General features: G+C 36.4%; 23 protein-coding genes. 13 read left to right on the top strand and 10 right to left on the bottom strand.

What is annotated here, in order from left to right; all coding sequences use genetic code 11:
- Window positions 1–104: 104 nt before the first annotated feature.
- The gene (locus ND811_RS09815) at window positions 105–551 is read left to right on the top strand and encodes a hypothetical protein (RefSeq protein WP_265351883.1); all 447 of its coding nucleotides are present in this window, start codon (window positions 105–107) and stop codon (window positions 549–551) included.
- A gap of 56 nt (window positions 552–607) precedes the next feature.
- Here the strand turns inward: ND811_RS09815 and ND811_RS09810 are convergent, their stop codons facing one another.
- Window positions 608–1,189 carry a helix-turn-helix domain-containing protein gene (locus ND811_RS09810; protein WP_265351884.1) on the bottom strand — a complete coding sequence of 194 codons (582 nt, stop codon included), beginning with the start codon at window positions 1,187–1,189 and terminating at the stop codon, window positions 608–610.
- Window positions 1,190–1,904: 715 nt separating this feature from the next.
- Here ND811_RS09810 and ND811_RS09805 point away from each other — a divergent pair.
- The 3 genes from ND811_RS09805 to ND811_RS09795 all read left to right on the top strand — a co-directional run bounded on the left by ND811_RS09805 (window position 1,905) and on the right by ND811_RS09795 (window position 4,687).
- On the top strand, window positions 1,905–2,636 hold the full coding sequence (locus tag ND811_RS09805) for a ParA family protein (protein WP_265351971.1): 732 nt from the start codon (window positions 1,905–1,907) through the stop codon (window positions 2,634–2,636).
- Between the two features lie 28 nt (window positions 2,637–2,664).
- Window positions 2,665–3,543 carry a ParB/RepB/Spo0J family partition protein gene (locus ND811_RS09800; protein WP_265351885.1) on the top strand — a complete coding sequence of 293 codons (879 nt, stop codon included), beginning with the start codon at window positions 2,665–2,667 and terminating at the stop codon, window positions 3,541–3,543.
- Between the two features lie 538 nt (window positions 3,544–4,081).
- The gene (locus ND811_RS09795) at window positions 4,082–4,687 is read left to right on the top strand and encodes a helix-turn-helix domain-containing protein (RefSeq protein WP_265351886.1); all 606 of its coding nucleotides are present in this window, start codon (window positions 4,082–4,084) and stop codon (window positions 4,685–4,687) included.
- 244 nt (window positions 4,688–4,931) lie between these two features.
- On the opposite strand, the gene ND811_RS09790 is transcribed toward ND811_RS09795, so the two are convergent.
- Entirely contained in the window at window positions 4,932–5,519 is a 588-nt protein-coding gene (locus ND811_RS09790; RefSeq protein ID WP_265351887.1) for a TetR/AcrR family transcriptional regulator, read from the bottom strand.
- A 94-nt stretch (window positions 5,520–5,613) separates the two neighbouring features.
- On the opposite strand from ND811_RS09790, the gene ND811_RS09785 reads away from it, so the two are divergent.
- Window positions 5,614–6,087 (top strand): PaaI family thioesterase, encoded by a 474-nt coding sequence (locus tag ND811_RS09785; protein WP_265351888.1) that lies wholly within the window; start codon window positions 5,614–5,616, stop codon window positions 6,085–6,087.
- Window positions 6,088–6,089: 2 nt separating this feature from the next.
- Here ND811_RS09785 and ND811_RS09780 read toward each other — a convergent pair whose 3' ends face one another.
- Window positions 6,090–6,695 (bottom strand): TetR/AcrR family transcriptional regulator, encoded by a 606-nt coding sequence (locus tag ND811_RS09780; RefSeq protein ID WP_265351972.1) that lies wholly within the window; start codon window positions 6,693–6,695, stop codon window positions 6,090–6,092.
- Between the two features lie 116 nt (window positions 6,696–6,811).
- Here ND811_RS09780 and ppnP point away from each other — a divergent pair, with 116 nt between their 5' ends.
- Entirely contained in the window at window positions 6,812–7,123 is a 312-nt protein-coding gene (ppnP, locus tag ND811_RS09775) for a pyrimidine/purine nucleoside phosphorylase (protein WP_265351889.1), read from the top strand.
- Here ppnP and ND811_RS09770 read toward each other — a convergent pair.
- Window positions 7,114–7,293 carry a YegP family protein gene (locus tag ND811_RS09770; RefSeq protein ID WP_100728409.1) on the bottom strand — a complete coding sequence of 60 codons (180 nt, stop codon included), beginning with the start codon at window positions 7,291–7,293 and terminating at the stop codon, window positions 7,114–7,116. The two genes, ppnP and ND811_RS09770, sit on opposite strands and share 10 nt — an antisense overlap.
- A 133-nt stretch (window positions 7,294–7,426) precedes the next feature.
- On the opposite strand from ND811_RS09770, the gene ND811_RS09765 reads away from it, so the two are divergent.
- Both ND811_RS09765 and ND811_RS09760 read left to right on the top strand, forming a co-directional pair.
- On the top strand, window positions 7,427–9,292 hold the full coding sequence (locus tag ND811_RS09765) for a 7TM diverse intracellular signaling domain-containing protein (RefSeq protein WP_265351890.1): 1,866 nt from the start codon (window positions 7,427–7,429) through the stop codon (window positions 9,290–9,292).
- Window positions 9,293–9,417: 125 nt separating this feature from the next.
- Window positions 9,418–10,914, top strand: coding sequence for an MASE3 domain-containing protein (locus ND811_RS09760; protein ID WP_265351891.1), 1,497 nt, complete (start codon window positions 9,418–9,420; stop codon window positions 10,912–10,914).
- Here the strand turns inward: ND811_RS09760 and ND811_RS09755 are convergent.
- Genes ND811_RS09755 through ND811_RS09740 form a run of 4 tightly spaced genes read right to left on the bottom strand, consistent with a single transcriptional unit; the run spans window position 10,894 to window position 14,550 of the window.
- Window positions 10,894–11,946 carry a hemin-degrading factor gene (locus ND811_RS09755; RefSeq protein WP_265351892.1) on the bottom strand — a complete coding sequence of 351 codons (1,053 nt, stop codon included), beginning with the start codon at window positions 11,944–11,946 and terminating at the stop codon, window positions 10,894–10,896. The two genes, ND811_RS09760 and ND811_RS09755, sit on opposite strands and share 21 nt — an antisense overlap.
- Entirely contained in the window at window positions 11,943–12,722 is a 780-nt protein-coding gene (locus ND811_RS09750; RefSeq protein ID WP_265351893.1) for a heme ABC transporter ATP-binding protein, read from the bottom strand. Before ND811_RS09750 ends, ND811_RS09755 begins: the two co-directional genes overlap by 4 nt.
- Entirely contained in the window at window positions 12,719–13,705 is a 987-nt protein-coding gene (locus ND811_RS09745) for a FecCD family ABC transporter permease (RefSeq protein WP_265351894.1), read from the bottom strand. The genes ND811_RS09750 and ND811_RS09745 overlap by 4 nt, the downstream gene beginning before the upstream one ends.
- Entirely contained in the window at window positions 13,702–14,550 is an 849-nt protein-coding gene (locus ND811_RS09740) for a heme/hemin ABC transporter substrate-binding protein (RefSeq protein WP_265351895.1), read from the bottom strand. The genes ND811_RS09745 and ND811_RS09740 overlap by 4 nt, the downstream gene beginning before the upstream one ends.
- A 166-nt stretch (window positions 14,551–14,716) precedes the next feature.
- On the opposite strand from ND811_RS09740, the gene ND811_RS09735 reads away from it, so the two are divergent.
- The 5 genes from ND811_RS09735 to ND811_RS09715 all read left to right on the top strand — a co-directional run bounded on the left by ND811_RS09735 (window position 14,717) and on the right by ND811_RS09715 (window position 20,175).
- Entirely contained in the window at window positions 14,717–15,547 is an 831-nt protein-coding gene (locus ND811_RS09735) for a hypothetical protein (protein ID WP_265351896.1), read from the top strand.
- A 109-nt stretch (window positions 15,548–15,656) separates the two neighbouring features.
- The gene (locus ND811_RS09730; RefSeq protein ID WP_265351897.1) at window positions 15,657–16,463 is read left to right on the top strand and encodes a hypothetical protein; all 807 of its coding nucleotides are present in this window, start codon (window positions 15,657–15,659) and stop codon (window positions 16,461–16,463) included.
- Window positions 16,464–16,477: 14 nt separating this feature from the next.
- Window positions 16,478–17,101: an HmuY family protein gene (locus ND811_RS09725; RefSeq protein WP_265351898.1), complete on the top strand. Its 624-nt coding sequence runs from the start codon at window positions 16,478–16,480 to the stop codon at window positions 17,099–17,101.
- A 5-nt stretch (window positions 17,102–17,106) separates the two neighbouring features.
- Entirely contained in the window at window positions 17,107–19,611 is a 2,505-nt protein-coding gene (locus ND811_RS09720) for a TonB-dependent receptor plug domain-containing protein (protein WP_476737890.1), read from the top strand.
- A gap of 42 nt (window positions 19,612–19,653) precedes the next feature.
- A complete protein-coding gene (locus ND811_RS09715) occupies window positions 19,654–20,175 on the top strand; it encodes a nucleoside 2-deoxyribosyltransferase (protein ID WP_265351899.1) in 522 nt (173 codons plus the stop codon).
- On the opposite strand, the gene recD is transcribed toward ND811_RS09715, so the two are convergent.
- Complete coding sequence (gene recD / locus ND811_RS09710; RefSeq protein ID WP_265351900.1) at window positions 20,158–21,963, bottom strand: exodeoxyribonuclease V subunit alpha; 1,806 nt, start codon at window positions 21,961–21,963, stop codon at window positions 20,158–20,160. The two genes, ND811_RS09715 and recD, sit on opposite strands and share 18 nt — an antisense overlap.
- On the bottom strand, window positions 21,960–25,565 hold the full coding sequence (locus ND811_RS09705; protein ID WP_265351901.1) for a UvrD-helicase domain-containing protein: 3,606 nt from the start codon (window positions 25,563–25,565) through the stop codon (window positions 21,960–21,962). The genes recD and ND811_RS09705 overlap by 4 nt, the downstream gene beginning before the upstream one ends.
- Window positions 25,566–25,568 lie beyond the last annotated feature (3 nt).

Here is a 25,568-nt window from a genome sequence, read left to right as displayed (position 1 = left end):
CCACAGTTACCTACTTGTTATATTTTTTCAATAAATTATCCTAAAGATTTCCGCTCACTTCCAACATGGATTGACAATGCAACAAAAGAACGTAAGGTTTATCTATGAGAAATTTAGCCCCTTACCTTTTACTCTTTTTCATCTCCTGCCAAAGTTATACGCCCTGGAAGTCGGAATGGAGAAACAAAAACGGGGCAGAAGTTTTTTATGCTGCTGTCTCCGCAAAAGCAAGCCCACAAGCGATCGAATCTGGTAGTTTAGCAATGAGAAGAAGTACCTGCGTCAACGCGAGCAACCTACTCTCCACCTCTCCCAAATTAACTTCCATTCTCCTGGAACATGAATCCATTCAGTTAGACGAGGTTGAGATAAAGGATCTAGGTCGCCTTATATCCGCTCACAAAATCAAACCTAAACAGGATTCTTGCCAATCCGAAGATACTGGTTATTTTTTCACAACCCAAGCCTGGGAAACTTGCCAATGCATTTACATTATCGATTATCCAGGCGGAAGAAAACAATTCCGACAAGACTTAACGCAAGTTAAATAAATAGGCAAAATAAACTTAAGGCATTGATCGTCTTACCCATCCTATTCCACAGTTTATTATTTTGGATGGCCCTTAAACCGTTTCCAATAGGAGAGTTGCCAACCTGTCAATACCTCAGGACCGGTGAGCCTTGATAGCGCCAAACTCGTTGAATGAGAAAGCTGCTTTTCACTCCAGGTCAAAAACTCTTTCCAATCAGCACTCGTGCCTTTTTTTATAAAATCATTATGTATGTTTTCATGTACTTTGTATTTAGTAAAAGGTTTCTTCTCAAAATAAGAATCAGCCTTGGATACAACGCCTATTCCACATTTGACTCCATTACGAATCTGGTCCTGCTTCTCAGAATTTAGATCCGACCGAGAATTAGCACTTGGATCCAAAGGTTTCAAAAACCGCCGCCGCCCATCAAACCCAGTTTGTTTTACTAGACCTTTTTTCTTCAACACAGAGATTAAACGAGAAATGGTATCTCTTTTTAACTTTAAAACTTTTCCCAAATACTCATTTGATGCAAAACAACCGCCTTTAGCATCTAATGAAAAAATCTCTGCATACAACCTTGTCTGATTTGGAGTCAGATCCAAATCTTCCATCCATTGGGCGACCCAAACACCCGTTCTTTTGAATTCACTCATAACTATCCCTTGTTTCCAACACAAGCCTTCGGCTCACGGAAAGGATTTCCTCGCCGCAAACTACAACACAAAAAAGATATACCTTCGGTGTTGTATCGTATCTCTTGGAGGTTCGTAAGAACGTCCTATTCGGAATTCAATTGAATTCCAGGTGATGTATATTAGCGGTTAAAATTGTGGAAGACCGCTTTCAGGTATAGGGACACCTCCCCTACCTGGGATCTATTAATCCCAAAATCTATTTCCTGTCAAGTTTTAATGTGACATAATTCTTACCACCAAGCCGTCTCATAATTTGTTCAAAGAACAAAAAACAGGGCAGAGTAGGGTAAAGAAATGCGAGGAGGATTTATGCGGAGGAAAGTCTCTCTGAACTGCTTCCACACAATCCAGAGAGTTTACATCACCCGGTTAAAGGGGTTAGGAACAGTCTATGATTTAGCAAAAATAGTACAAGAATTTTTTCTATTTTGATAAACAAAAACAAAATGTAATAATTGGGCGCATCGAATTTTTTCCAATTTCCTATCTCAAGAAAAACGACCAGGCTCTCCGCTTCGATCCTTTGCGCGAAAAAAATCGATGATCAATAACTCCCAGAAAGTCACAAGACAAATACATAACGGTAAAGTACGCCGGCGTACTTTTTTAAAAAATAATCCAATTCCTTAATTTTTATTGCACCATGAAGCAGGATTTACAAACTCAATTTGCAATGAAGATCATTACTGTTGCAAACATTAAAGGTGGGACATCCAAATCCACTACCGCCATCCATCTCGCACTAGCCCTTTCAAAAAAAGGCTCCACATTAGCTATCGATATGGATCCCCAAGCAGACCTTTCCGACTTTTTTTTCCCAGAAGAACCTGTTGAGTTTTTTGATTCTGGCAACACACTCTCCGTACTAAATGCAGAGACCACCCTTGCAGAGTCAGTAAAAACATCCAACAACATAGACGTGTTACCATCAATAATAGAACTTTCAGATTTAAGTTACTTAGCATCCAAAGATTTTTCCATGATCCCGCGCCTCAAAAACATCCTACTCAAGGCTAAATATGATTATGTAGTCATTGACACACCAGGTTCGGGCTCATCAGAAAACATAGCCTCGTATCTCCCGGCTTCCGTGATTCTTATTCCAGTGACACCTTCCAAATGGGCTGTTCGAACTGTAGCTCAAGTTTTAAAAAAAGTAGATGAAGCAGAAAGGTTTGATGAACAATCGAAGAAAAAATCAGTAATGATCCTCCCCTCTCAATGGGGGACGTCTCAAAAACAAATGGACCTCCTTCAAAAATTAAACACAATAAAGACCTTAAAAATTTTAGAACCGATCCCCAAAAATGACAGTATTCGGGACCGCACGGAGACTGGCAAACCTCTACAAGAAGGAAGCGCTCCTTGGAAAGCTTTCGAAACACTAGCGGAGAAGTTAAAATAAAGTACGCCGGCGTACTTTCGTCAAAAACATGAAAAACAAAGCAAATTATAACCCAGCAGATATCCTCTCACGAGCAACTGCAAGAACCCCTTCCCTTAACCCATTCCTTAAAGATGAAACCACTACCCATCACAATGCTACAGAGATCCCTGTAGAAGAAATATTAATAGAAAACAATCCCCGAAAAACCTTTAACGAGTCAACAATCAGAGAACTTGCAGATTCTATTTCTCAATATGGACTTTTACAGCCAGTGGTCGTAAGAAAAAAAGCAGGAAAATATGAACTTATTAACGGCGAAAGAAGATTTCGCGCGCACAAACTTTTAAAGAAAAAAACCATTCTCGCAATTATCAAAAATGTCGAACAAATCGATATTTCTAAATTACCTGAAATTAAATTAGTTGAAAACCTTCAAAGGGAAGACCTTTCCGAATCCGATTTGGCACTTTCCCTTCAAGAACTAAAAAACAGACACAAAGAAACTAATGAACAGTTAGCAAAAAGAATTAATAAGTCGGGGCAATGGGTAAAAACCAAAATAGCACATGCAGAAATTCTAAAAGAAACAAATATCAACACCACATCGGATAAAAATCACCCCATCTTTCAAATCCCAACAAGTTTATTCACTGAAATTGCACCCTTAGATGTATCCAATAGAAAAAAGGCAATCGACTACCTCCTCAAAGGTTTAGAAAAAAAAGGTGATTTTCCTTCGCGAAATGACCTAAGAGAATTTGTCCGCCCTCTAAAGCCCAACAAACAAAAACAAACAAACCCAAAGCTCAACAACTTAGAACTAAAGGAATTAAAAAACAAATTACTCAAAGTTAAGGAAAAAATCTCCCAACTCCAAAATCAAAAAACAGTAATTGAAGAAGCCATTCGGAAATTTAAAAAATAACTATTCTGAATCAGCAGGTCACTAATGAAACCTACCGAGTTTTTTTCATATTCTTAAAGAAAAAAACTTGTACTCAAATCGAGTAAATTCTAAACTGATCTCAATCCTTAACCGGGTTGAACAATAAAAGCCCTAGGAAGTGTGGTAGCGACCTGGGGCCATTTCCTCCACTTTTCAAATACCTAGTTTTTAAAACTCCAGTGCAAACCCCTCTAATGTGACAGGCAAAGAATTATGTCTCATTTTTCTCTTGACTAATTTAGCAAGTCTGTACATGTAGGGAACGTTCGGGTCACACAACCGAACACGGCTCTACCACAATGCCGTTGTTGTTCAAACCGGAATTTCTAAAAAAGTTCCGAAAGGACGTTCGAAAGAGCTTCCAATTTTTCTTAACTCAAGTTTGACCGAAGGTTTACTTTAAACAAAAGCTAAATTTTCCAAATCAGAGTAAAGGAATTATACCTATAGGGTATTGGCAAAAACTAACCAAACGCTCGTAGCCGGAGAAGTGTTCGTTTGGCAGAAGGAACCTAAAATGAAAACAAATCGAACAGGAATTTGGATTCCCGTTTGGATAGAGGAATTAAATCTTTCCCATAGCCAAACAAAATTGTATGCAGAAATCGTATCCTTACATGAGAAAGGAGGGTGTTTCGCATCGAACCGTTATTTCGGAGAATTGTTGGGTCTTAAAATGGACACTGTATCGAGACTAATCACTTCACTAAAAAAACTCGGTCTCTTAGAACAAACAGGATTTGATGGAAGGAAAAGATATTTAAAACCTTTATTCTCAAAACCGACTGCTAAAGAAATGCAAATGAACTCAGTACCCTTGGAAAAAAGTCCAATGGTCTTTCCGGTAAACAAAGCAGAAACTATCCCAGTCAGCATGCCGAAAAAATCCAATGCTGGATTGGAAAAAATACAGTCTCCTTTTAATAGTACAATAGAGGTACAAAAAAGATTACAAAAGAAAAATTCTTGGGATGAATTTAAAATTTGGAGTGAAACAACACTATCAAAATCGACGTATCATCAAATTTCGAAACTATCATCTCCTGATTTTTTACAAGGTACTTTGAATTTAATTTGGAAAAATTGGATGGAGACACAAAATCCTTCAATGCGATGGGGGTAATGTTTTTTTAGTTTCAAATATACCCAAATTGGGAGGTAGCCAATGTTAGTTTATAAACATTTAAAAACAGGCAATTTATATCTTAAGCTCGATGAAGTTAAAAATTGTACCAATTCCAACGACGGTCAACAGATGATTTATTATTGTGAATATGGGAAAGAAACTCCTTTAAAATTTGTTAGAGAAAAGTCAGAATTTTTAGAAAAATTCGAAGCAATGTATCTTTAAAACTGGAAGTCTATATTTATAGAGCAAACCTCAAGATGTCTTCTGCCATTTCTAGTTTTGATTTTTTAAGAGCTTTACTTTCCTTATCAGGAAATTCAGTTTCAAGGCATAAATTGCTGTAACCATGAACAAGAGACCAAGCCATGAGTGCAAAACTTCGATGATTTTCTTTCCTTCTTTTTGATTTTAAGTAAAACCTACATCCACGGACTAAAATGGCATAAGACTTTAGTTTTGATCGCTTTAATATTGAGGTTTCATTGGACCTTTTGGTCAGGAACATAAGCTTATAGTAATTAGGGTTTTTAATCGCAAATTGAACGTAAACTAACCCCAATTTTACAAAATAGTCATCGGGATTGGCTTTATTTTGAGGTATTTTTTTTTGCAGTAACCCAAGCCTTTCAAATCCTATCGAAGACAAAATTTCTAAAACCTCCTCTTTATCTTGAAAATGCCGGTAAACGGCTGCGTGTGAAACTCCTGAGAGATTTGCTACCTCGCGGAGAGAAAAATCAGTAGAACCCTTCTTTTGTAATAATTTATGACAAGTTTTGATGATGCTGTTTTTTAGGTCACCATGATGGTAGGAAGAGCGTTTCACAGCATAAAATTATAAATTAAGTTACCGGTGGCAACATTTTTCTTGAAAAATATTTATGAAATGTTTCTATTGGTAACATAGGGGAGTTTTGTTTATGCAGACACTCACAACCGAAGAAACACAGAAAATTTTAGATGATATGACAATCAATTTTAATCACGGGGGAAGGAAAATTACAGTTCCTCCTCCAATTTTTGTGGCAATGAAAGCTGAAATTTTATCCTATACAAAAGGAAAAAGTATTACTGTTTCCTTCCCTGTTTCAGAAGAGCAAACTAATCCAATGGGAATGATGCAAGGTGGAGTGATTGCTGCCGCATTTGATAATGCTTTTGGTCCGCTTAGTTATTTAGTCGCAAAACGTCCTACCACAACAATTGATATGAACATTCAATACATTCGTGGTGTAGCAGTAGGACAAAAAGTAATTGTAAAAGCTTCGGTAGAAGCAAAAGGATTTTCCACCATACACATGGTAGGTGAAATGCGAACAGAAAAAGACAAACTTTTGGCAACTGCCGCTACAAATCTTCTTATATTAAAAATTCCTGGTGGGTTAGGGGAGTAGGTTTAATCTTTATAATCGTATCTTTCTAGAACCATTTCAATGATCGTTGGAGTGCAAGTGGTTGTGTCATTAAAATGTTGGCTCATTATCACACCGTGGAGAAAGGTTTTGATAAGTATCATCTCTTTATCTGGATCTTTGATTCCATAAGACCTGAATCTTTCTTTCATTGCCTCTTTAAAAGGGGCAAATCGTTTTTCCACATTTTCTACCATCTTTTTGGATAGGGAGACCGAACCAGGTTGGAAAAGGCAAACAGAAATCAAAACCATCGTTTTTCTTTCTTCTTTTGCAAATTGGATAGATCGGTTAAAAAATTCCCTCACGTATTCTTTTGCGGAAAGATTGGGAGGTATATTGTTATAGAATTTTTCTTGTTTGGCAAGATGCGAATCGATGATTTGTTCAAAGATCTGATTTTTGCTCTTAAAATAATTATAAGCTAGACCCTTGGAAATTTTTGCATGATTGGCAATCATCTCCATAGTCGTTTGCGAGAACCCATGTTTTGCAAATAAAGCAATGGCAGAAGCAAGGATCCTTTCGATGGATTTTTCCCGGGCTTGTTGCTTTTTATTATCTGATTTTTGCGAATTCTTTGTGGGCACTGACTTCACCGTTCTGGTATTTCCTAATTTCGCAAACACTTTTTAATGGCAAATCGGTGAGATTAAAGTTTTGGAATTCACTTGGAAGTCTTAGACCGATCTATTTTTTGGTCTGTATGAGTTCATTTGAATCCGTAACAGTACTAAAACCAGCCAACATTTACTTCAATGGTAACGTCACCAGCCGAACGGTTTTGTTTCCAAGTGGGGAAAAGAAAACTTTGGGGATCATGATGCCCGGTGAGTATGAATTTGGTACAGACCAAAAAGAAATTATGGAAATCCAATCGGGAAAACTATCCGTTCTTTTACCAGGATCCGAAACATGGCTTCAAATTGACGGTAAGTCTGTCTTTGAAGTCCCTGCAGGATCCAAGTTTAAACTAAAAATTCAAACAGTCACAGATTATTGTTGCTCTTACGTTTGATCGACAATTTCCGCTGAACCAGCATTGTTCTTAACGGAAGCAATTCCGTTTTCACATGCTTGTTTGGAGGAATATCCCTCGCTCGATGCGATGATTTCTCCATTAGATGCTTTTAGGCGAAAACGGAATTCGCCTGCTTTGTCTTTGTAGATTTCGAATTTTGCTGACATGAATCAATCTCCTTGGTTTGCCATGAGTATTCACCTTTTCAGATTTTTGGCAATACGTTTTCTGCCTAGGTAGAATTTGAATTTCGTCGGATATTATCTATTAGAACACTGGCAATAGACTCTTTAACTGCCGATGGCTCTCATACCTAGAATTAATTTATTTATATTTGTTTTAGTTCTTGTCTCTTGCGGCAATCAATTGCCCAAACGCCCGCTGATTCAATACACCTTCGAATCCAAAAACTTAGAAGAAGTTATATCAGAAAGTGTGGTTTGGTCTAAAGCTCACGAAATGAAATATCATTTTGGTTATTGGAAACCGTCGGTTTGGGTAAAATTTGAGGTGGTGAACTCAGAGAATGAACCGAAAGATTATATACTCGAGTTAGAATCTCCGTGGGTTGATGAAGTCCTAATTGGATGGGTAACTAAAGGAAAAATAGTTAGGAAAACTTTTAATGGGTCTTCTTCTTTTTCTGCAAGAGAAGTTCCGCATCGAAGTCCTGTTTATAAACTTACACTGGAACCACTAGAAACAAAAACAATCTATGCTCATATAAAGAATTCGGGTATATTAAATGCACCGTTCCGTATATGGGAGATAAATTCATTTTTTGATCGAATCGAAAGAGATTATATCGCAAACGGAGTTTATTTCGGCATTATTTTTGCTCTTTTATTATATAATCTCTTAATCTACATTAGCGTACGCGAAAAAGCATATATTTATTATTGTTTGTATTTAGCCACTCTTGTGATTAATTATTCTCTATTAGGTGGATTTTTTAAGCAACTACTGGTTCCAGAGTTAGAGATATCAATTAAACCTTATTTGTATGTTTCTGTGAATTCGTCTTTAATGTTTGTGGGTTTATACTCCCTTGCTTTTTTGGATCTGAAAAAAATAAATCCGCGATTAAATCGTATGGTTCTACTGAGTGTAGTTGGCTTTGGTGTCTTGGCACTTTTATCTTTTCTGTTACCATCTAATTGGGTAGAAGTGTCTTTTATCTATACGTTTCCATACATGTTCTTGCTTTTGATGTCCGCTGGCGCTTATTCCTTTGCAAAAGGTACAAAGTCATCTTCCTTTTTTTTACTGGCATGGTTCACTTTGTTTATCGGAGTAATCGCTGATTCATTAACAAAAGCAGCTCTTATCCCATTTTCTACCTTTGGTCGCTACGGAGTACAAATCGGTACGGCTTTTGAAGTAATCTTGTTTTCCTTGGCACTTGGTCGTCGCCTTCGCTTTCTTTTGGAAGAAAATTTGATTTCAAAAAGTGAGCTAACAACGATTAAAAAAGATCTAGAAACAGCTAGAAAAATTCAAATGCGAATTTTGCCAGATAAGTTACCTCAGAATCAAAAACTTACTATGGAAGTTTCATATCTCCCGCTTTATGAAATAGGAGGAGACTTCTACGATTTTTTTGAATTCTCTGATGGTTTCGGTTTGGTCATCGCAGATGTGACGGGTCACGGTGTGAGTGCTGCACTCGATTCCTCGACGGTGAAAATTGCCTTTCGAAATGCCAAAGAGTATAAAGAGTCACCGGGGGAATTAGTTGCAGCAATGAACCGGTTCCTTTGTACGAGCCTTCATGCCCGTTTTGTGACAGTGGCGTACTTTTATCTAGATCTTGTACAAATGAAATTACATTTCAGTTCTGCTGGTAGCCCGCCTTTTTTGATTGTTCGTAACGGAGAAATAGAATCATTTGAATGTCCTGGCCTTCTGCTTGGAGTTAGATCCAATTCCAGTTACGAACAGAAAACCATTCCGTTGTTAAAGGGAGATAGGCTAGTCATTTTTACAGATGGTTTGTATGAAAACCTAAAACCTGGTGCTGATTTCACTTCCATTTTATTCCCTGAAATTTTACCCATCATAGATCTTTCACAGATTGAATTTCATCAAAAACTTCTCGATCGATTATCAAAGATGCGACAGAATTCAAAAGATGATATTACTTTGATTTCACTTGATATACATTAAACTTCAATGTAAGCATTTTAAGTTTCTAAGTCAGCAGTAAATAATTCCTTGCTAAAATAAGAAAGTTTTGTCTAATTGCCTGCTAACGGATGGTGGACCTCAAATTTCTTTTTTTAGTCTTACGAATGAATCGTTTTTATTTGGGAGTTCTCCTTTTATGTTTGGCCCCGCTCCTGCTAGTTGGTACATTCCCCGATTATTTTTATCGCGAATATGAAATAGGTTACTTTTTAGTTTTTCATAATGTTACAGAAATCTTTAGTGTAATCGTATCTTTCTCTATATTTGGTTTGGGGTATTATTCCTATTCTCAAAGCCGAAATACCCATACTTTGTTTTTGGGAATAGGTTTTCTCGCAGTGGGAATGATTGATTTTATGCATACATTGTCTTATGCCGGGATGCCTGATTTCATTACTCCAAATTCCGGTAATAAATCCTCTCAGTTTTGGATTTTTTCTCGTATCATCACTGCATTAGTTCTATTTTTTGCTATTTATATTAAACCCAATGAAAGGTATAAATGGAGCCATGCAAATCTATTGTTACTTTTGGCAATTCTTTTGGTTGGCATTGTTTTTCTTTTGGTAATCTATTTAAATCATTGGATACCTCGAACTTATGAACATGGGAAGGGGTTAACACCGTTTAAAAAAAATGCAGAATATGCAATTATAGCCTTACTTTTGCTTTCCCTTTTGATTTATAGAAGAGTAGGCATTTATTCTTCCAAGAGACAGCTTCAATATTATTTATCTGCTTTTATCGCTTGCATATTTAGCGAGCTAGTTTTTGCCGTATACACTAGTGTATTTGATGTCTATAATGTATTGGGGCATATATATAAAATAGGTGCCTTTTATTTAATATACAAAGCAGTCTTTATTGCTGCGATTAATGATCCTTATGATAAATTGATACAAACTAATAAGCTACTCTCTAAGGAAATCGAAGAAAACCGAACTTATGCGGAGATGATAAAAAAATCTTTGCGTGAAAAAGAGAATTTGATTGGAGAGATATTTCATAGAACGAAAAACTCATTGCAGTTAGTACGCTCAATTTTGTTGATTCAAGCATCGGAATTTCCTGAGAACGAAAACATTCAATCGATTGTAGAAGATACTTCCATTAAGATTCAGACAATGTCTTTGGTGCATGACCATCTATATGCTAATAAAGATTTGAGTGAAATTAAAGTTTCTGATTATTTAGTATCGTTAACAGAGATGATTCGTCAAAGTTATCCACCGGAAGGAAAAGATATTCAGGTTCAGTTTCAGGTAAGTGAAGGCACCTTGTTATTAGATACTGCCGTTCCACTCGGTCTTATATTTACTGAATTACTCTCTAATAGTTTTAAATATGCATTTCCCAATTCAAATGTTGGCACTGTGTTTGTTCGGTTTTCCATAGTGGAAAATATTTGTCATTTTGAGTATAGTGATAATGGGGTTGGTTTGCCTAATTCCTTTGAGCTGAGCCACCAAAAAAAGTTAGGACTGAGTCTTGCAAAAATTATCGCAGAAAAACAAATGGGAGGAACCTTGAGTATTGAGGGTACCCAAGGTTTTCAGATGAAACTCGATTTCCCGAGTAATTTATACAAAAGAAGGGTTTAGTTTGTCGCTATTCTGCAAGTAACCACGTGTTAGTTTATACCAAACATCTGATTGTGGGATTCCTGGTTTTCTTTTCCCAAACATTTGTAGGATTAGGTTGCCTTCATTATCAAACACTTCCACTGAAGTCACTAATCCATCTTTTGTTGGTTTATCAACAATCCAAACCGATTCAATATGGTCTGTTCGTAAGTGTAAATTAAACTCTGGATCTAGAACATTAAACCAAGGACCCATTGGCTCTAGCTTTTGAATTTTTCCAGTATGAATTTGAATCATTCCTGGATTTCCAACAAAGATCATAATTTCCATTTCGAGTTGGCTTACTTGCTCCATTAAGCTGAGTAAGTTTTCTTTGGAAATTTTAAATGAAAATTTGCCATCTGCAGCCACCAAAGAAAATTCTCTTGAGAAGTTATACTTTCTGAGTAGGGAAAAGAAATCGTGAGTATCTTCGAGTTTACTCCAGGCATCTAAAAAATTTGGAATTTCATTTGGATCGTTCGTTTCCGTTTTTTGTTTTATTTGAGTGGAAGGAGTTGTAAAAGTTAGAGTATCATCTACAAACTTTTCTTTTGTAGTTTCCCAACCGGCAATCGCAGATTTTTCCGTCTGATAAATTTTATGAACCGCTTCTCCCTTTGAGTCAAAAAATTGGAAACTACGCATAATGCCATTATCTCTTGGCTCTTCCACGTAGAAGCCATACTTCCAGTCATGCAAAAAGATGCGAAGGTCAATGTCTTCTCCCACTGCTAGTGCGGTTTGTCCGTTAACTGAAAGATTTTTGTAGACACCTTTTCTTTCGTGAACACAAGATTCATTTCTAGTAAGAGCCATTACATAGCCAAGGCTTGTGGTGCTTAATAGAAAATTTGCCCAGTCTGGTTTTAGTAATTTTACGGTTGGGCCAATCTTTGTGGAAAGAAGCTCTGCTTCACTTACATTTAAGTGTTTTGCGGCGTCGCGGATTCGAAGTTTGGGCATTTCTTTTGTAAGATTTTCCCATTGTTGTTTTAAGTTTTCATTCATATTGATTCTCCTATGATTTCTGGAATGATAAAATTTCCTTCTGGTGCATTTAGAATTCTTGCTTTGATTCCAAATGTGATTTCTAAATTTTCTAAAGTTAAAACATCGTTTGGGTTTCCTGATTTGATGATTTTTCCTTTATGGAGTAGGGTGATTGTATCTGCATAAAGAGCTGCAAGGTTTAGATCATGTAAAATCATAAATACCGCATAACCCTGGTCAGCCATATGGCGGCATAAGTTTAGCATTTTGTATTGGTTGGGTATGTCCAAAGCAGAAACAGGTTCATCAAGGAATATGTACCGAGGTGGCGTTTCCCAAACTTGAGCCAAAATTCGTCCGAAGTTAATCTTTTGTTTTTCTCCACCGGATAGAGTGGAATAATTTTGGTCTTTTTGTTCAGTAGAACCTGTGATTTTTATACATGTTTGAACAATTTCCTTGTCTCTAATGGGATCTGATATGTGAGGATGGCGACCAAGTTCGATTACTTCTTTCGAACTGATCGGGAAGGTGATTGCGGCATCTTGTGTTAATACTGCCCGTATTTTTGCTAGTTGGGTTTTGGAATAATTTTTTAATTCAATCCCATCCAAATATATATTACCTATCTTGGGTGAAATGTCTCCGCATAATATATGAAAGAGTGAAGATTTTCCAGCTCCATTTCTGCCCATTAGAACATGGAGTTTCCCTGGATGAATTTCTAACTCTATTTTGGATAGAATGGATTTTTCGCCAATGGAATAACTTAGATCTATTGCTTCGATGGTCATATATGGTTCATCCTTTTCCGAATTAAACTGAGAAAGAAAGGGGCGCCTAGTAGCGCGGTCGCAATTCCCACTGGTATTTCCGATGGTGAAATGACAATTCTACAAATTCCGTCTGCCAAACACAATAAACCTCCACCTAATAAATATGAGGTGAGTAGTAAATATCTATAATCCTGTCCAATTGCCAGGCGTACAATATGCGGAACCGCAAGTCCAACAAATCCTATATTGCCCACAAGTGAAATGCATGCTCCGACACTTACTCCGATTAAAAGAATCACCATTGTTTTTAAAAATTCAGTCGATACCCCCAAATGGTTTGCTTCTCTTTCTCCTAATATAAATACATTCAATTGTTTTGCTATCAGTGGACTGATAAATAAAGGTAGAATGAAAAAGACGGAAAAGGATTTTAAATTGGACCATGAGGCACCACCTAAACTTCCCATATTCCAAAGTGAGAGATTCCTTAGTTGGGCTTCGTTCGCTATGTAACTCAAAATCCCTATCGCGGAAAAACATATTGCGTTAACGGCAATTCCAGAGAGTAATAAAGAAAAGACATCAGTTCTTCCCTTTGATTTTGCAAAAAAGAAAATGATAAAGGAGGATGAAATCCCTCCCAAAAAAGAAAATACAACGGTACTCCAAATTGAATGTAGGTAAGGGACGGATGTTCCGAGAACAATGGCTATGGAAGCAAACAAAGAACAACCAGCAGTAATTCCAATAAGTCCTGGATCTACAATTGGATTACGAAATAATCCTTGCGCCAAGGCACCAGACCAAGCCAAAGAACCACCAACGAGAGTACCGAGTATGATTCTTGGTATTCTCAATTCAAAGAAAACGCGAGATTCTATACTATCAGTTTTTATTAAATCTTCCCACCGTATATTCATTGCGCCAAGTAACGAAGAAAGAACGGCAGAGAAGATTGTAAAAATGAGACAAGATAGGATAAAGAAAACTTTTTTCTTCATTCTATTTGTTTCCACTTATCATTTAAAGTTTTTAAAGCGAGAGGAAGCCTTGGGCCAAAACCTAAAAGTAGAAGATCGTCTACAAGAATCAGATTTTTCTCTTTTCCTGCTCGAGTAAATTCCATTCCATTAATTTCCCAAATTGCCTTTTCTCCTCCAAAACCTAATGCTGATTTTTCGGGCATAAGAATGATGTCTGGGTTTGCTTTCACTAATGCTTCACTGGTGAGTGGTTTATATTCTGAAAATTCATTTACCGCATTTTTTGCACCAGATAGTTCTATCATTGCATGTGCTGCTGTGCCAGTTCCTGAAATGAAGACAGAACTTGGGTTTCTAGAATAAATAAAGAGAACTTTAATATTTGATTTCTTTATATTTAACTTCTTGATTTGTTCATTTATAGTTTTAGCGAGAATCCGAGCTTCTTTTTCTTTTCCTAATAACTTTCCAATTTCTAATACTCGATAGGTGGGAGTTTCTATTTTAAAATCATCTGCGAAAAGTCTAAGGGGAATGCCTGCATCTTTTAGGTTTTGTATCGTTGCAGCAGGACCTGCAGATTCCAGTCCGATCACTTGTGAAGGTTTAAAATTTAAGATTCCTTCTGTTGTTAATGTCCTTTGGTAACCTACATTGGGAAGAGTAGTTGCTTGTTTTGGGTAATAAGAAGTTGAATCTACCGCAACTAATTGGCTTTCCAGGTTTAATGCATAGATGATTTCAGTCACCGTTCCATTTACAGAAATGATACGCTGGTTTGTATCTGCCGCTACTGGATAGGTAAAAAGCAAAAGGGTATGAAATAGAAATTTGATTTCTCTGTTAATCTTGAAACGAATCATGCGCCAAGAATTGAAGTAGGATGGTGCTTGTCAAACCTAAAAGAGAGTGAGTCTCAATATAAAATATAAATTTATTACATTTAATTGAGACTAATTCTCATAATTGCTTGACGGGAAAGCGGCTTATTAGAATTTGAGAATCAAAATCATTTAATTAGGAGAGTCTATGAAACAGCTCTACAAATTCTCAGTTCTAACTTTGGCAGCTTGTCTTAGTTTAACACTCGTTTCCTGTGAACAGGAAGATAATAAAGATAACAATAGCACAGTATTATTAAGTCTTTTTGGTATCATGGAAGCTGGTAAGTCTTGTGAGACACCTGGAGCGACTTTGACGATTGGAACTCCTGTCGAGATTTGTAATCCCGCAGGAGGGGCTGGAGTTCATTTTGTCATTCATGATCTTTCCAATGCATTCAGTCACAGTGTTGTGTTTTCCGGTGGATATAAATCAAAAGATTATGCATTGAATGCACCTACTGCAGGAAATGTTTTAGTAAATAATTTTAATGCATTTCAGTTTTGGATGTATGACGGAAGGTCTACCTCTGGATCTCCAGCTTCTGCTATTCGATATGAACCAAACTATGCAGCTTCATCAGCAGTTAGGGTTAATACTGGTTTGACGGCAAATGAATTGCCTATTGCTGTTGTGACTGATACTCAGTGTGATGCTTTTGGAGGTGTTGCGGCAACTTGTAAGGCAAATAAAAATGGAGGTGAGAAAAAAACTTTTTGTTTGGACGTGACACAAACTACTACTGGTGCATCCAGAATTACGCTTTGGTTAGATGGAAAGAATGGCGCAAACTGTAATCTTAAATCAACTTTGACAACAGAAAATGCTGTGGTTCATAAATTGCCTACTGATTTTGCAAACAATCAATCTCCACTTGATACAAGAAATTTTTATTTAGCGGCGGGAGCAGCAGGTTCTAACTCCGGTTCTGTGAGCTTTGGCAAAATTACCGTTTCTACTGAGACTGCTATAAAATAGTAAAATCTTATCGGTTTAGTCCATGATTAAGAGTTGTAATCTAACTTAAATGTTTGGATGGCAACTCTTTGTATTTAGTATTCCGCACCAAAGTTAGGAGGTAATACTTATGAAAAAAATAAATAAACTTATCTTTCAAAAAATTTCCCGTAGGATCGCTTTTCCTTTAATTTTTGCAGTATTTTTCACATTTTGCCAAGAGAAGGTAAATTCAGACGAAACCAATTTATTGCTACTTGGGGCACTCGTGAATGCGAATTCTGGTCCATCTACTGTTTGTAAGACGGGTAGTGACGGTTCGGTAGAAACTACAATGCCAACGATCAAAAAAGGTACGTTTGCTCTTTGTAGGCCTTCTAGTGGCGCTGTTCGGCATTATAGAATTGAAGGTTTGAAAATTATCGGAGGACATACCGCTGTTTCCCTTTATGTTGGTTTGCCTGAGAATTATTCAGCCGAAGTTAACCGAAATAGTACTTTAGCCGCAGGTCAATTTGGAATGAATTTCTATTCTGGTACTGGGACAGGCGGATTTGTTCCCGCTTACGCCTATGCCAATTTTGGACCAAATGAATCGAATATAAAAAATCTTACTTCCAATGGAAACAGTACTGCGCCAACAGCTCCAGCAGTAGCAGGAACTTCTCTTATTAATTTCGTTGAACAAGAAGTAGATCTTTGTTTTGACCTTACTGCATCATCACCTCCTCGTCTTACTGTTTGGGTTACAGGGAAAAACACTGCTAATTGTAAAACTAGGACCAATTTAACAACCGGCAATGCTTTGTTAAACGAAGCTACCTGGACAGGTGGTGATCCCGCTGTTGCCACTGGATTTTCGTTTATAGGACTTAGTGCCAATACTGGCATTTCTTTTTCAAAAATTGTCACCTCAACACAATTGGCTGTTCCATAAGGCTGGTAACCAAAATGAAATTATTAAAAACAATATTTATCGGTTCTTTTCTTTTTTTAATCATTAACTGCATTCCAGAAAAATCATCAGACGATGGTTCTTCTGCTGCGATGTTGCTTTTGGTGACGGAAGCAGTCTCTGCATCTGATGGGACAACGATAAATGCATCCTCCACTACTAATTGGGTATATGTAAATTTAAAAGCAAATGCATCTATCGTAGGATCAGGAGATGCATGGGATATGCGATTTAAACGTTATAATATCGGGACCAATAGCGGAACTAGCGGATCAGGCAATGGGGGAGCTTGTTCTACTGGTTCTACAGATTATTTGGCAACCTACACTGGTTCCGAATGTACGAAGGTGGTAGATGTACAATTATCCTCCAGTGGGGGAGGGCCAATCTCAGGTTCCACTGAAAGTATCAATCCAGTGATTTCCGCTCCCTTGGATTTGGATCCAATGCCAGCAGGTTACGGTACTTGGTATTCATATTCCAACACAATCCTAACCGCAAAGCCGAATGTTTATATCATTACTGGAGAAAATGGGGCAAAGTACGTATTGCAGATGTTAGACTACTATAATGCTGCGGGCACATCTGGGTATCCGAAATTCCGATGGCGAAAGTTATAAAAACTATGAATCAACTTTGGTTTACAAATCTATTAAATGTAGAATTTTATTTTCGGGTCCTTGCGATATATATCTTTTTTGGATTTTGTTTTTTCGTTATAGAGGTATCCGGTGGTATTTCTGCTCAAACAAATGTACCTAAAAAGGAAGATGATTCTTTGAAGAGTCAAAATCCTCAAGATACAATGAAAGAACCAAAACACGGAGAGTCTGGCAAACAGCCTAATGAAGTAAATGCTGATAGGTCTAATATAATTACTGTTACAGGTACGAGAAGACGAAATCTGCTTAAAGATTCTACGATTACTACTGAAGTGATTACTAGAAAAGATATTGATGCTATGGGTGCAAGAGATCTATCCCAAACTTTAGGAAATGTCCCTGGGATAGAAGTGAGACCGGCACAAACAGGCGAAAGGGGGCAGACTGTTCGTTTGCAGGGATTATCTGCACAAAATGTACTTATCCTTGTGGATGGACAAAGAACTACAGGAAGATTTAGCGGATCTATTGATTTAACTCGATTTAAAGCGGAAGATATTGAGCGTATAGAAATTGTTAAGGGTGCTTCTTCTGCTATTTATGGATCGGATGCAATTGCTGGTGTAATCAATATCATCACTAAAGAAGCACAAGACCCGTTGTATGCTGAGTTTCGGACTCTTGGAGGATCTGGAAGCGAAAAGTATTATGGCCCTTATACAGAGTTTAGAAATTATGCATCTGTTGGAGCAAAAAGCGAGAAGTTATCAACATTGTTTACGGTGGGTTGGCATAAAGGGGAAGGGTATGATTTAACGCCAGATGCAACACCTGGCCCTAGGAATGGACGTTATGCATCCTTAGCACCATCTTATAATCCTTATCCTTCCAATCTTCCTTTTACTAATTCCTTTTTATATGCGACAAGACTTCCAAATTACTCTCCTCCGCTAGAGTCTACATCTGGCAGTGCCTTTAACGATATGAATCTTTCTAATAAAACGGTTTATCGCGCCACAGACAACCTAACAATGACAGGTCAGTTTTATTATAGGCATTTGGATCAAAGTGCAGTTGATGCTTCGCCACCAAGAACAGTCTATGATAGAAGGAATAAGACACATGATTTTATGGGAGCCTTTAATGTAGATTGGATTGCAAATCAAAAAGTGAATGTGAATTTAAATGCGAATTATTCCAGATTTCAAGATTTGTATACAACTGATCAAAGAAAGGCTGATGATCTAGATTCCCAACAAAGAACTGACAATTCAGTGACGGAGTTCAGGTCAAGACTGGATTACAAATTCTCGGAGAACCATGTAACCTCTGTTGGTGCAGAAAATTTACAGGATCAAATATCCTCTGCGCGGATTGCTCCTGATTGCCGAAGAGCATTCCCTAATGTCTGTTATGAGGATTTTAATCCTGAATTGACAAAGGGCCAAACCATCAATGGAAATGCATATCGCTTTCGAAATGCATTTTATGTACAAGATGAATGGCGAGTATCTGATAAACCGAGGATTCAAATTGTTCCGGGAGTTCGTTACGATCATGATTCGATTTACGGTGGCGAGTGGCTTCCTAAACTTGCCATTCGATATGATGTGACAGATCAGTTTCGATTCAGGGCAGCGAATGGACTTGGCTATAGAGCACCCAGTTTCCAAGATTTATATTTTAACTTCTTAAACCCAGGTGTAGGTTATCGAGTTGTGGGGAGTTCAAATTTAAAGCCTGAACTCTCAAGGAGTTACAATTTTGGTTGGGAATGGGACATCACGAAAAGAATTTGGTATAGCACTAATTTATTCCATAACAACGTAGATAATTTGATTGGGTTCAGAACGAATCCTGTCAGAGATGCATCGGGTCTCATGGTGTACCAAACTTCAAATTATCAAAAGGCAAGTACGCAAGGCATTGAGTCTTCTTTAAATATTCGTCTTACCGAAATAGTAAGTACTAGTGTTGGGTATACATATACTGATACGAGAGACGAGCTAACAAAACTTCCTCTTGAAGGAAGAGGGCCACATCGTTGGAACTTTAGTGTTCGCGTTGATGAAAAATCGAGTGGGATTTCCTTGTCAGTCTTTGCTGTCGTTTTTGGCAAACAACCGTATTATTGTGTGAAAAATCCTTTTTGGTGTAATCAAGATCTTCCAATAAATTTTGACGGTTTAGAGTCTGTGATTAATGCTCAGGCACAATCTAATATAAACAATGCGCTAGGTAGTTTGCCTGCAGGAATTTCCGAATATTGTACTGAAAAAAATCTCTCTTACTGCACAACTAATTCCACTTATGGCTATAGGATGGTGAATCCACATACCAATTTGAATTTACGTTTGTCTCAAAGATTTTTTGGACATTTCCAATGGTTTGTCGGTGTGGATAATGCCTTGGATGCCTGGGATTTACAATATAATCCACAAAGGCCTCGTTTTTTCTATTTTGGCTTGGATGGTAAATTCGCTTTTAGCGAAGTGAAGTTAAAGCAAGCAGAACCTCAGGTGAATTAAAAAATTCTTTCCATCTATTTCCGGTCCTAATTCTATTTAAGTATGCAAACTATCTATCTTGCAGGTCCGGAAGTTTTTTTGCCTAACGCATTGGAAGTCCTTGCTAATTCCAAAAAACTATGTGAATCATTTGGGTTTAGAGCTTTCACTCCATTTGATGGCGAAATAACGGAAAAGTTACAATTGGCCAAGGCAAAGCAAATTTTTGAAGAGAATGTTTCTCTTATCAATCAATCTGACATTGTCATCGCAAATTGTAATCCTTTTCGAGGTGCTTGTGTTGATGATGGGACAGCTTTTGAAATTGGTTATGCATATTCGAAAAAAAAATGTGTATTCGGTTATGTCTCTGACAAACGTACCTTACCGGAAATTGTTAAATCAAAAATTCAAACAAAACCTCATCCATCTGGTTATGCGATAGACAATGATGGTTTTTTATTAAATGAAGATTTTGGTAACAGTATCAATTTAATGTTAGAGTTTTCAATTTTAAATTCCGGCGGGAATTTAGTTTTGGGGGATTTAGAATCTGTTTTACAGATTTTAAAGAATAGAAGTTAACCTTACGCCTGTGTTTCTTTTTTGAAATGTAGTTAGGCCTAAAATCCAGGTTTCAAAATTTCCCAATAAGATAACTCTTTTTTTGGCTCTTGTCACTGCGGTATATAAAATTCTTCGATTGAGAATTGGGACTTCTTTTGTGTCAATCGAATCGAAAGAGTTTATTGGTGGTAAATAAAGTAAAACTGTATTGTATTCGGATCCTTGGCTTTTGTGAATGGTGAGAAAAAAAGCTGGTTCATGTTCGGGTAAGGTATCTAACGCAAAAGAATAAAGACGATTTTCAATGGAAAATACTGCCCTAAGTTCGGAATCAATTTTTAATACTAGACCAATGTCTCCGTTGAAAAGTTTCCTCGTTGGATCGTTTCTTTTAATAATGATAGGCATTCCTTCAAAATAGAACGATTTTGCTAAATGTCTATATTCGATGTTTTGTGGATTAGTGTGAGAAGATGTGAGTTGCTTTTTTGCAAGTTCAAGGATTCGACTTTGTAAGGCTTCTATTCCATAATATCCATTTCTTAGAATACTCAAACACCGATAGTCTGATATTATCTTTTCTAAAGTCTCTTTGTGATCGTTTTCCAGTAGATCTTCTTTTTTCCAATGTAGAGTAGTAGACACTATTGCCGTTGGTAAAAAGAAATCTTTCCATAAAAATTGGATTAATTCCTCTCCCTTCCAATCTTTAAAAGGCATAACATCTTTTGGTTTCGGTGTTTCCTTTTGTAACCAAATAAAATCATCGTTTGGATTCTGTCCTAATGAAGTCAAAATTTTTGGATGTGGAAACGATGTGTTTGTATTGGATGAATCAAAGGAGGTTTTTACTAATTCTGCAAATTTGCTAAACTCAGATGATGCAGAAGATCTGTGGTTTGTTTTTAGCTCAGATACAAAGTTTTTTTGTTTTTTAAACTCTGTTAGAAGGTCTGCTAATACTTCCCCTTGACCAACCGAAGGCAATTGGTTCGGATCACCTAATAAAATTAAATGAGTTTTTTCGCTGACGGAATCTAAGAACAGATTCATCAACATCATGTCTACCATAGATGTCTCATCCATGATGATCAAATCAAAAGGAAGGTATCTTTTTTCGCCGTAATATACATTTTTAGTTTCCGGAAAAAATTTTAATAAATTGTGAATTGTTTGTCCCCTTAAAGAAGAGGTTAGTTCCTTTGTGTTTTGGAAATGACTTAAATTCTTTTGTAATGATTCGGTAAGTCTTTGTGCGGCTCGACCTGTTGGTGCTACAAGCGCAATACGATTTGTGTTCGGTAGTTTTTTTAATGTATCTAAGACTTTTAAAATAAAAGAAACAACTGTGGTTTTACCAGTCCCTGGTCCACCGGCTATAATACGCAAAGAAGAAATAATGGATTCGATTACAGCTTGTTTTTGTTCTTTGGCCAGTGGATTTTTAAATTGAGATTCTAATTCAGAAATGATGGATTCGATTCTTTCAATTTCAAAATTTGTTTTTTTTTCATTCTCTTTATTTGTTAGAATCAAAGATTTCACTTTTTCTTCAAAATGGATCTTCTCTTTGTAGGTTTTTTGGAAATAAAGTCTTCTTTCGTTTCCAATGGTTTCTATATAAAATGGAAACGATTCGTCAAATTGATCGATTGAGTCTGCATCTTTAATTGGCAAATATAGGTCTCCGTTTAGATTTGCCTCGATTAGCTCCGCGATTAGGAGGTGATTTCCTTTATTTATCTGCGGGAAATAGGAAATGATTTCGTTTGCCAGTTCGATATAGGATGGATCTTTTTGTTTCATAGATATAACTTCTCTAAACCTATCGCAGCATCTCGTATATAAGTTAAAATTTCTTTACGAATCTCTAAAAAAGTTTCTTCTGTCCAAACCGTTTGGGATGATTTTAAATCAGAATAGATCCCAGAATCTTTACTCATCCCCATACCACGCAAGAAAAGATAATAAACACCTCCGAATCGTTCTAAAGCAAGTTCATTTCCAAATAAGGAAGATAGATAATCGTATAGAATTAAAGCATAAACTGATTTTTGGATCATATATCCTTTTTCAATTACAGCGGAAGTGACGGCATCTTTGTCATAAAGATCATTTGGCAAAAGATTAGATTTGTAATCAGCGATATAATACTTTCCATTTTTATAAAATACTAAATCAATGGCACCCTTTAAATAATTTTCAAAGCCTGGAGACAAGGGGACACCAGATTTTTCTAACATTTTCTGTATATATAAATGAAATTTCAATTCAGAAGACTTCTCTTCCAATGTTAGATCACTTAATGAAAAAGAATCTCCATCGGCGAGAGTGATTTCAGCAGTCATCGCTCGTTTTAAAAGTGTGGCTACAACCAAATCTAAAGACTCTTTCGTGTCTGATTGGAATTTGATTGGGTATTGACGAAATGATTCCGTGTAAGCCCAAATCCAAGAAGGATGTATTAAAATTTCTTCGATCTTTAATTTAAAAATCGAAAAATCACATAACTCTAAAATGCGATGTAGAAAGTTTCCAGTTTTGGAGCTAGAAGGAAGTTTTGTTTTGGATTTTATCAATTCTGGTTCAAGAGGTTCTTCAATTTCTTTAAAGGATTCCTCTTGGGTTTTTGTCAAAAGAGTTTGCGATGTTTGTAAGCTAGTATAACTGTGTTGTAAGAGTATTCTTCCTGCTTTGATCTCGGTAGGTAGAACAACCGTTTTTAAAGATCCCTTTTTCGGAGATTTTATCGCTTGGGTTTTCTTTTGTATTTCAGATTGCGGATGATCTATTTCATTTCGAAATACAAAATATTGGTTAACGTGAGATTTGTTATATTCTTCGATCCGTTCCAATTCAGTAAATAAAATGTTCCCATATCCCGATTTTTGCAATGAGTCTTTTCCCCAAGAGAGTTTGGGGAGATAAAGCCTTAAATTTGGTCTTGTTAATGCGACGTATAACAACCGTTTTTGTTCGTTTAAAAAATGTTTATGTTCATTTTGTTTTCCATCTTTCGCATCCCAAAGACTAAGTATCCATTTTCTTTCATTTAAGTTTTTATCTTGAATGAGTGTTGGATACTCGTAATTCAAAAGACTCTGCGGTCTAGTTCCAAAGTAGTATAAAAATACAATTGGCCATTCTAACCCTTTTGATGCATGGATGGTCAAAATTTGAACAGCATCATCTTCTGTTTCACGATCGAAGAGTGGTTCTTCTTCGGGAGAAGTTTTTCTTTGTTTCAGTTGTTTTAGTTCTGCCAATAATTCGGGAAGGTTGGCGTTAGTTTGAATTTGGAATTCAAGTAATCGTTGAAAAATTTGCCTATAGTTAGTTCTTTTTCTTTCCCACTCTAAATTTTTGAGTTCATGATTCCAAAAGATTTTAGTTTCATCCATAACTGATCGAAAAAAAGCAGCATATCGATTGTCTCGAATTAGCTTCAACCAAACATCGATGAGTGATTTTTCATAAGAATCAATAGAGTGTTCATTATACTTGTTAAGGTCTTTTGGTTGTACACTAAAAAGATCAGAAAAAAGAATTCGTTTGTATGATCGTGAGCTATTCGATTGAATTAAACATTCTAACAAATTTTCAATTTGGTCCGCTTCCCTGGATTGGAAAATTCCTCTTTGTTTATAAATAGAGCAGGGGATGCCAGCCTTTGATAAGGTTTTTTCAATTAGTTCAGTTTCTTTTTTACTCCCACATAACACAGCAATGTCTTTCAATTGAACGGATTGGGTTGTTTTTTCTCCTTTTTTAAAATAGGAGAGGGATTGGCTTTTTTGTTGGAAGGATAAAATTTCTTTTTTTATAGATTCTGCCCAGGCATTTCTTGCTTTATTCACATTTGGAAAATGATCTTCATATTGAATCACATGGATTCCGTATTCATTTTGATTTGAGTATTTGTATTTAATTTCTGAATCCTTTGGAGCTTTAACAGGGTGGTATTGGTAGTTTGCTTTTGTGGAGCCAGGTTCTTCGATGGGAAAAAAACTAGTTTCGCCTAGTTCTTTTTCCTTATTATAAAAAAGTAGATTTAAACCTTCGATAATTTCTACTGTGGAACGGTAGTTAGTTGATAGGCTATCTATTGAATCTGCAAAATCGCTAACTGCCTCTAAATAAATTCCAATATCGGCTCCTCTGAATCCATAGATACTTTGTTTTGGGTCTCCAATGCAAAATAACATTCTTGTTTTGTCTTCTGAGTCTACAAATAGGGTTTTAAAGATTTGGTATTGATTTTTGTCTGTATCCTGAAATTCGTCTAAAATACATACTTGGTATCGTTCTTTCAAAGATTGTATCAGAGTTTTATTCGGAGAAGTAACCACAGTCTCATGTACTTTTAAAATCATTTGATCGTAGGTGAGTAAATCTCCAGATTTTAATTGAAGTTTAGTATCCTCTAACAACCGAAATGCTGTTTTTTGTAAAAACCAATCTCCATTTAAATCAATTTTATCGATTGGAAATGTTTCATTGAGTAAAGATATAAGACCTTCTATCGAAGATTGGACAATAATGGCTTCTTTTGATAAATTTTTTGTAATGGTTTTACCTGATAACAATAAATAGTTGAAACCTTGGTAAGTTACTTTTTCCGCTGTCCTTTGGAATGTCCCTATCCTTTGTAATTCGTTTTTTAGTGTTTCCGTATCTTTTGAAAGAAGCGCACTCAAAAAAACATCTAGAGACATCCAGTTTTCAATCCACTTCTGAATGGTTCTTTTATCTCCTTGTTCCACAATCGATAATCCAAGGGGCCCTCTTAGAGTATGGATTACTTGTGTTAAATTTGAAATTATCTTTTCCAAATGGGGGGATATAATTGTTTTTTCTAAACTTAAAACTTCGGGGAAAAAATAATCTTTTGTATTGGATAATAGTTTGGAAACAGCAAATGTAATAGAGGATTCTTTCTCTAAGGTTTTCGATTCGATTAAATTCTTTGCCAATTCATCAAAATTAGTTTCACCCCAATGGTTTCGTTTTAAAAGATAAAAACTTTTATTGATGATTTCCTCTGCGTTTGTGAGTCGAACGTTGGGATTGTTTTGGGTTTCGATAGGATATTCTTTCAAAACCATATTGCAAAACCCGTGAATCGTGGAGATTGTGACTTGATCTAGGTCACGTAAATACCGATAAAAACCTGGTTTGGAGCCATTCTCTGAGAGTTCTAAAATTTTTGTTTTGAGCCTAGCTTTTAATTCTCCGGCAGCTTTTTCGGTAAAAGTAAGAATTAGAGTATTTAAAATTCGATTTTCGGAAATATTATTTTTCACATCATGAATCATTATATCACCTAACATTTCCATGATGAGGTGAGTTTTGCCAGTTCCAGCAGATGCTTCAATAAACTTAGGTTTATGGAGGAGAGGATGATCCATTTA

Origin of the sequence: Leptospira soteropolitanensis (assembly GCF_026151655.1) — a bacterium.
Classification (GTDB): Bacteria; Spirochaetota; Leptospiria; order Leptospirales; family Leptospiraceae; genus Leptospira_A; species Leptospira_A soteropolitanensis.
Note: the sequence above shows the minus strand (reverse complement) of the source record. Positions and strands in the feature narration are given on the sequence as shown.

Bases quoted from the DNA above. Each gene is read 5' to 3' on its own strand.
- ND811_RS09815 (WP_265351883.1), top strand. From the start codon at position 105: ATGAGAAATTTAGCCCCTTACCTTTTACTCTTTTTCATCTCCTGCCAA.
- ND811_RS09810 (WP_265351884.1), bottom strand. From the start codon at position 1,189: ATGAGTGAATTCAAAAGAACGGGTGTTTGGGTCGCCCAATGGATGGAA.
- ND811_RS09805 (WP_265351971.1), top strand. From the start codon at position 1,905: ATGAAGATCATTACTGTTGCAAACATTAAAGGTGGGACATCCAAATCC.
- ND811_RS09800 (WP_265351885.1), top strand. From the start codon at position 2,665: ATGAAAAACAAAGCAAATTATAACCCAGCAGATATCCTCTCACGAGCA.
- ND811_RS09795 (WP_265351886.1), top strand. From the start codon at position 4,082: ATGAAAACAAATCGAACAGGAATTTGGATTCCCGTTTGGATAGAGGAA.
- ND811_RS09785 (WP_265351888.1), top strand. From the start codon at position 5,614: ATGCAGACACTCACAACCGAAGAAACACAGAAAATTTTAGATGATATG.
- ppnP (WP_265351889.1), top strand. From the start codon at position 6,812: ATGAGTTCATTTGAATCCGTAACAGTACTAAAACCAGCCAACATTTAC.
- ND811_RS09770 (WP_100728409.1), bottom strand. From the start codon at position 7,293: ATGTCAGCAAAATTCGAAATCTACAAAGACAAAGCAGGCGAATTCCGT.
- ND811_RS09765 (WP_265351890.1), top strand. From the start codon at position 7,427: ATGGCTCTCATACCTAGAATTAATTTATTTATATTTGTTTTAGTTCTT.
- ND811_RS09760 (WP_265351891.1), top strand. From the start codon at position 9,418: ATGAATCGTTTTTATTTGGGAGTTCTCCTTTTATGTTTGGCCCCGCTC.
- ND811_RS09755 (WP_265351892.1), bottom strand. From the start codon at position 11,946: ATGAATGAAAACTTAAAACAACAATGGGAAAATCTTACAAAAGAAATG.
- ND811_RS09750 (WP_265351893.1), bottom strand. From the start codon at position 12,722: ATGACCATCGAAGCAATAGATCTAAGTTATTCCATTGGCGAAAAATCC.
- ND811_RS09745 (WP_265351894.1), bottom strand. From the start codon at position 13,705: ATGAAGAAAAAAGTTTTCTTTATCCTATCTTGTCTCATTTTTACAATC.
- ND811_RS09740 (WP_265351895.1), bottom strand. From the start codon at position 14,550: ATGATTCGTTTCAAGATTAACAGAGAAATCAAATTTCTATTTCATACC.
- ND811_RS09735 (WP_265351896.1), top strand. From the start codon at position 14,717: ATGAAACAGCTCTACAAATTCTCAGTTCTAACTTTGGCAGCTTGTCTT.
- ND811_RS09730 (WP_265351897.1), top strand. From the start codon at position 15,657: ATGAAAAAAATAAATAAACTTATCTTTCAAAAAATTTCCCGTAGGATC.
- ND811_RS09725 (WP_265351898.1), top strand. From the start codon at position 16,478: ATGAAATTATTAAAAACAATATTTATCGGTTCTTTTCTTTTTTTAATC.
- ND811_RS09720 (WP_476737890.1), top strand. From the start codon at position 17,107: ATGAATCAACTTTGGTTTACAAATCTATTAAATGTAGAATTTTATTTT.
- ND811_RS09715 (WP_265351899.1), top strand. From the start codon at position 19,654: ATGCAAACTATCTATCTTGCAGGTCCGGAAGTTTTTTTGCCTAACGCA.
- recD (WP_265351900.1), bottom strand. From the start codon at position 21,963: ATGAAACAAAAAGATCCATCCTATATCGAACTGGCAAACGAAATCATT.
- ND811_RS09705 (WP_265351901.1), bottom strand. From the start codon at position 25,565: ATGGATCATCCTCTCCTCCATAAACCTAAGTTTATTGAAGCATCTGCT.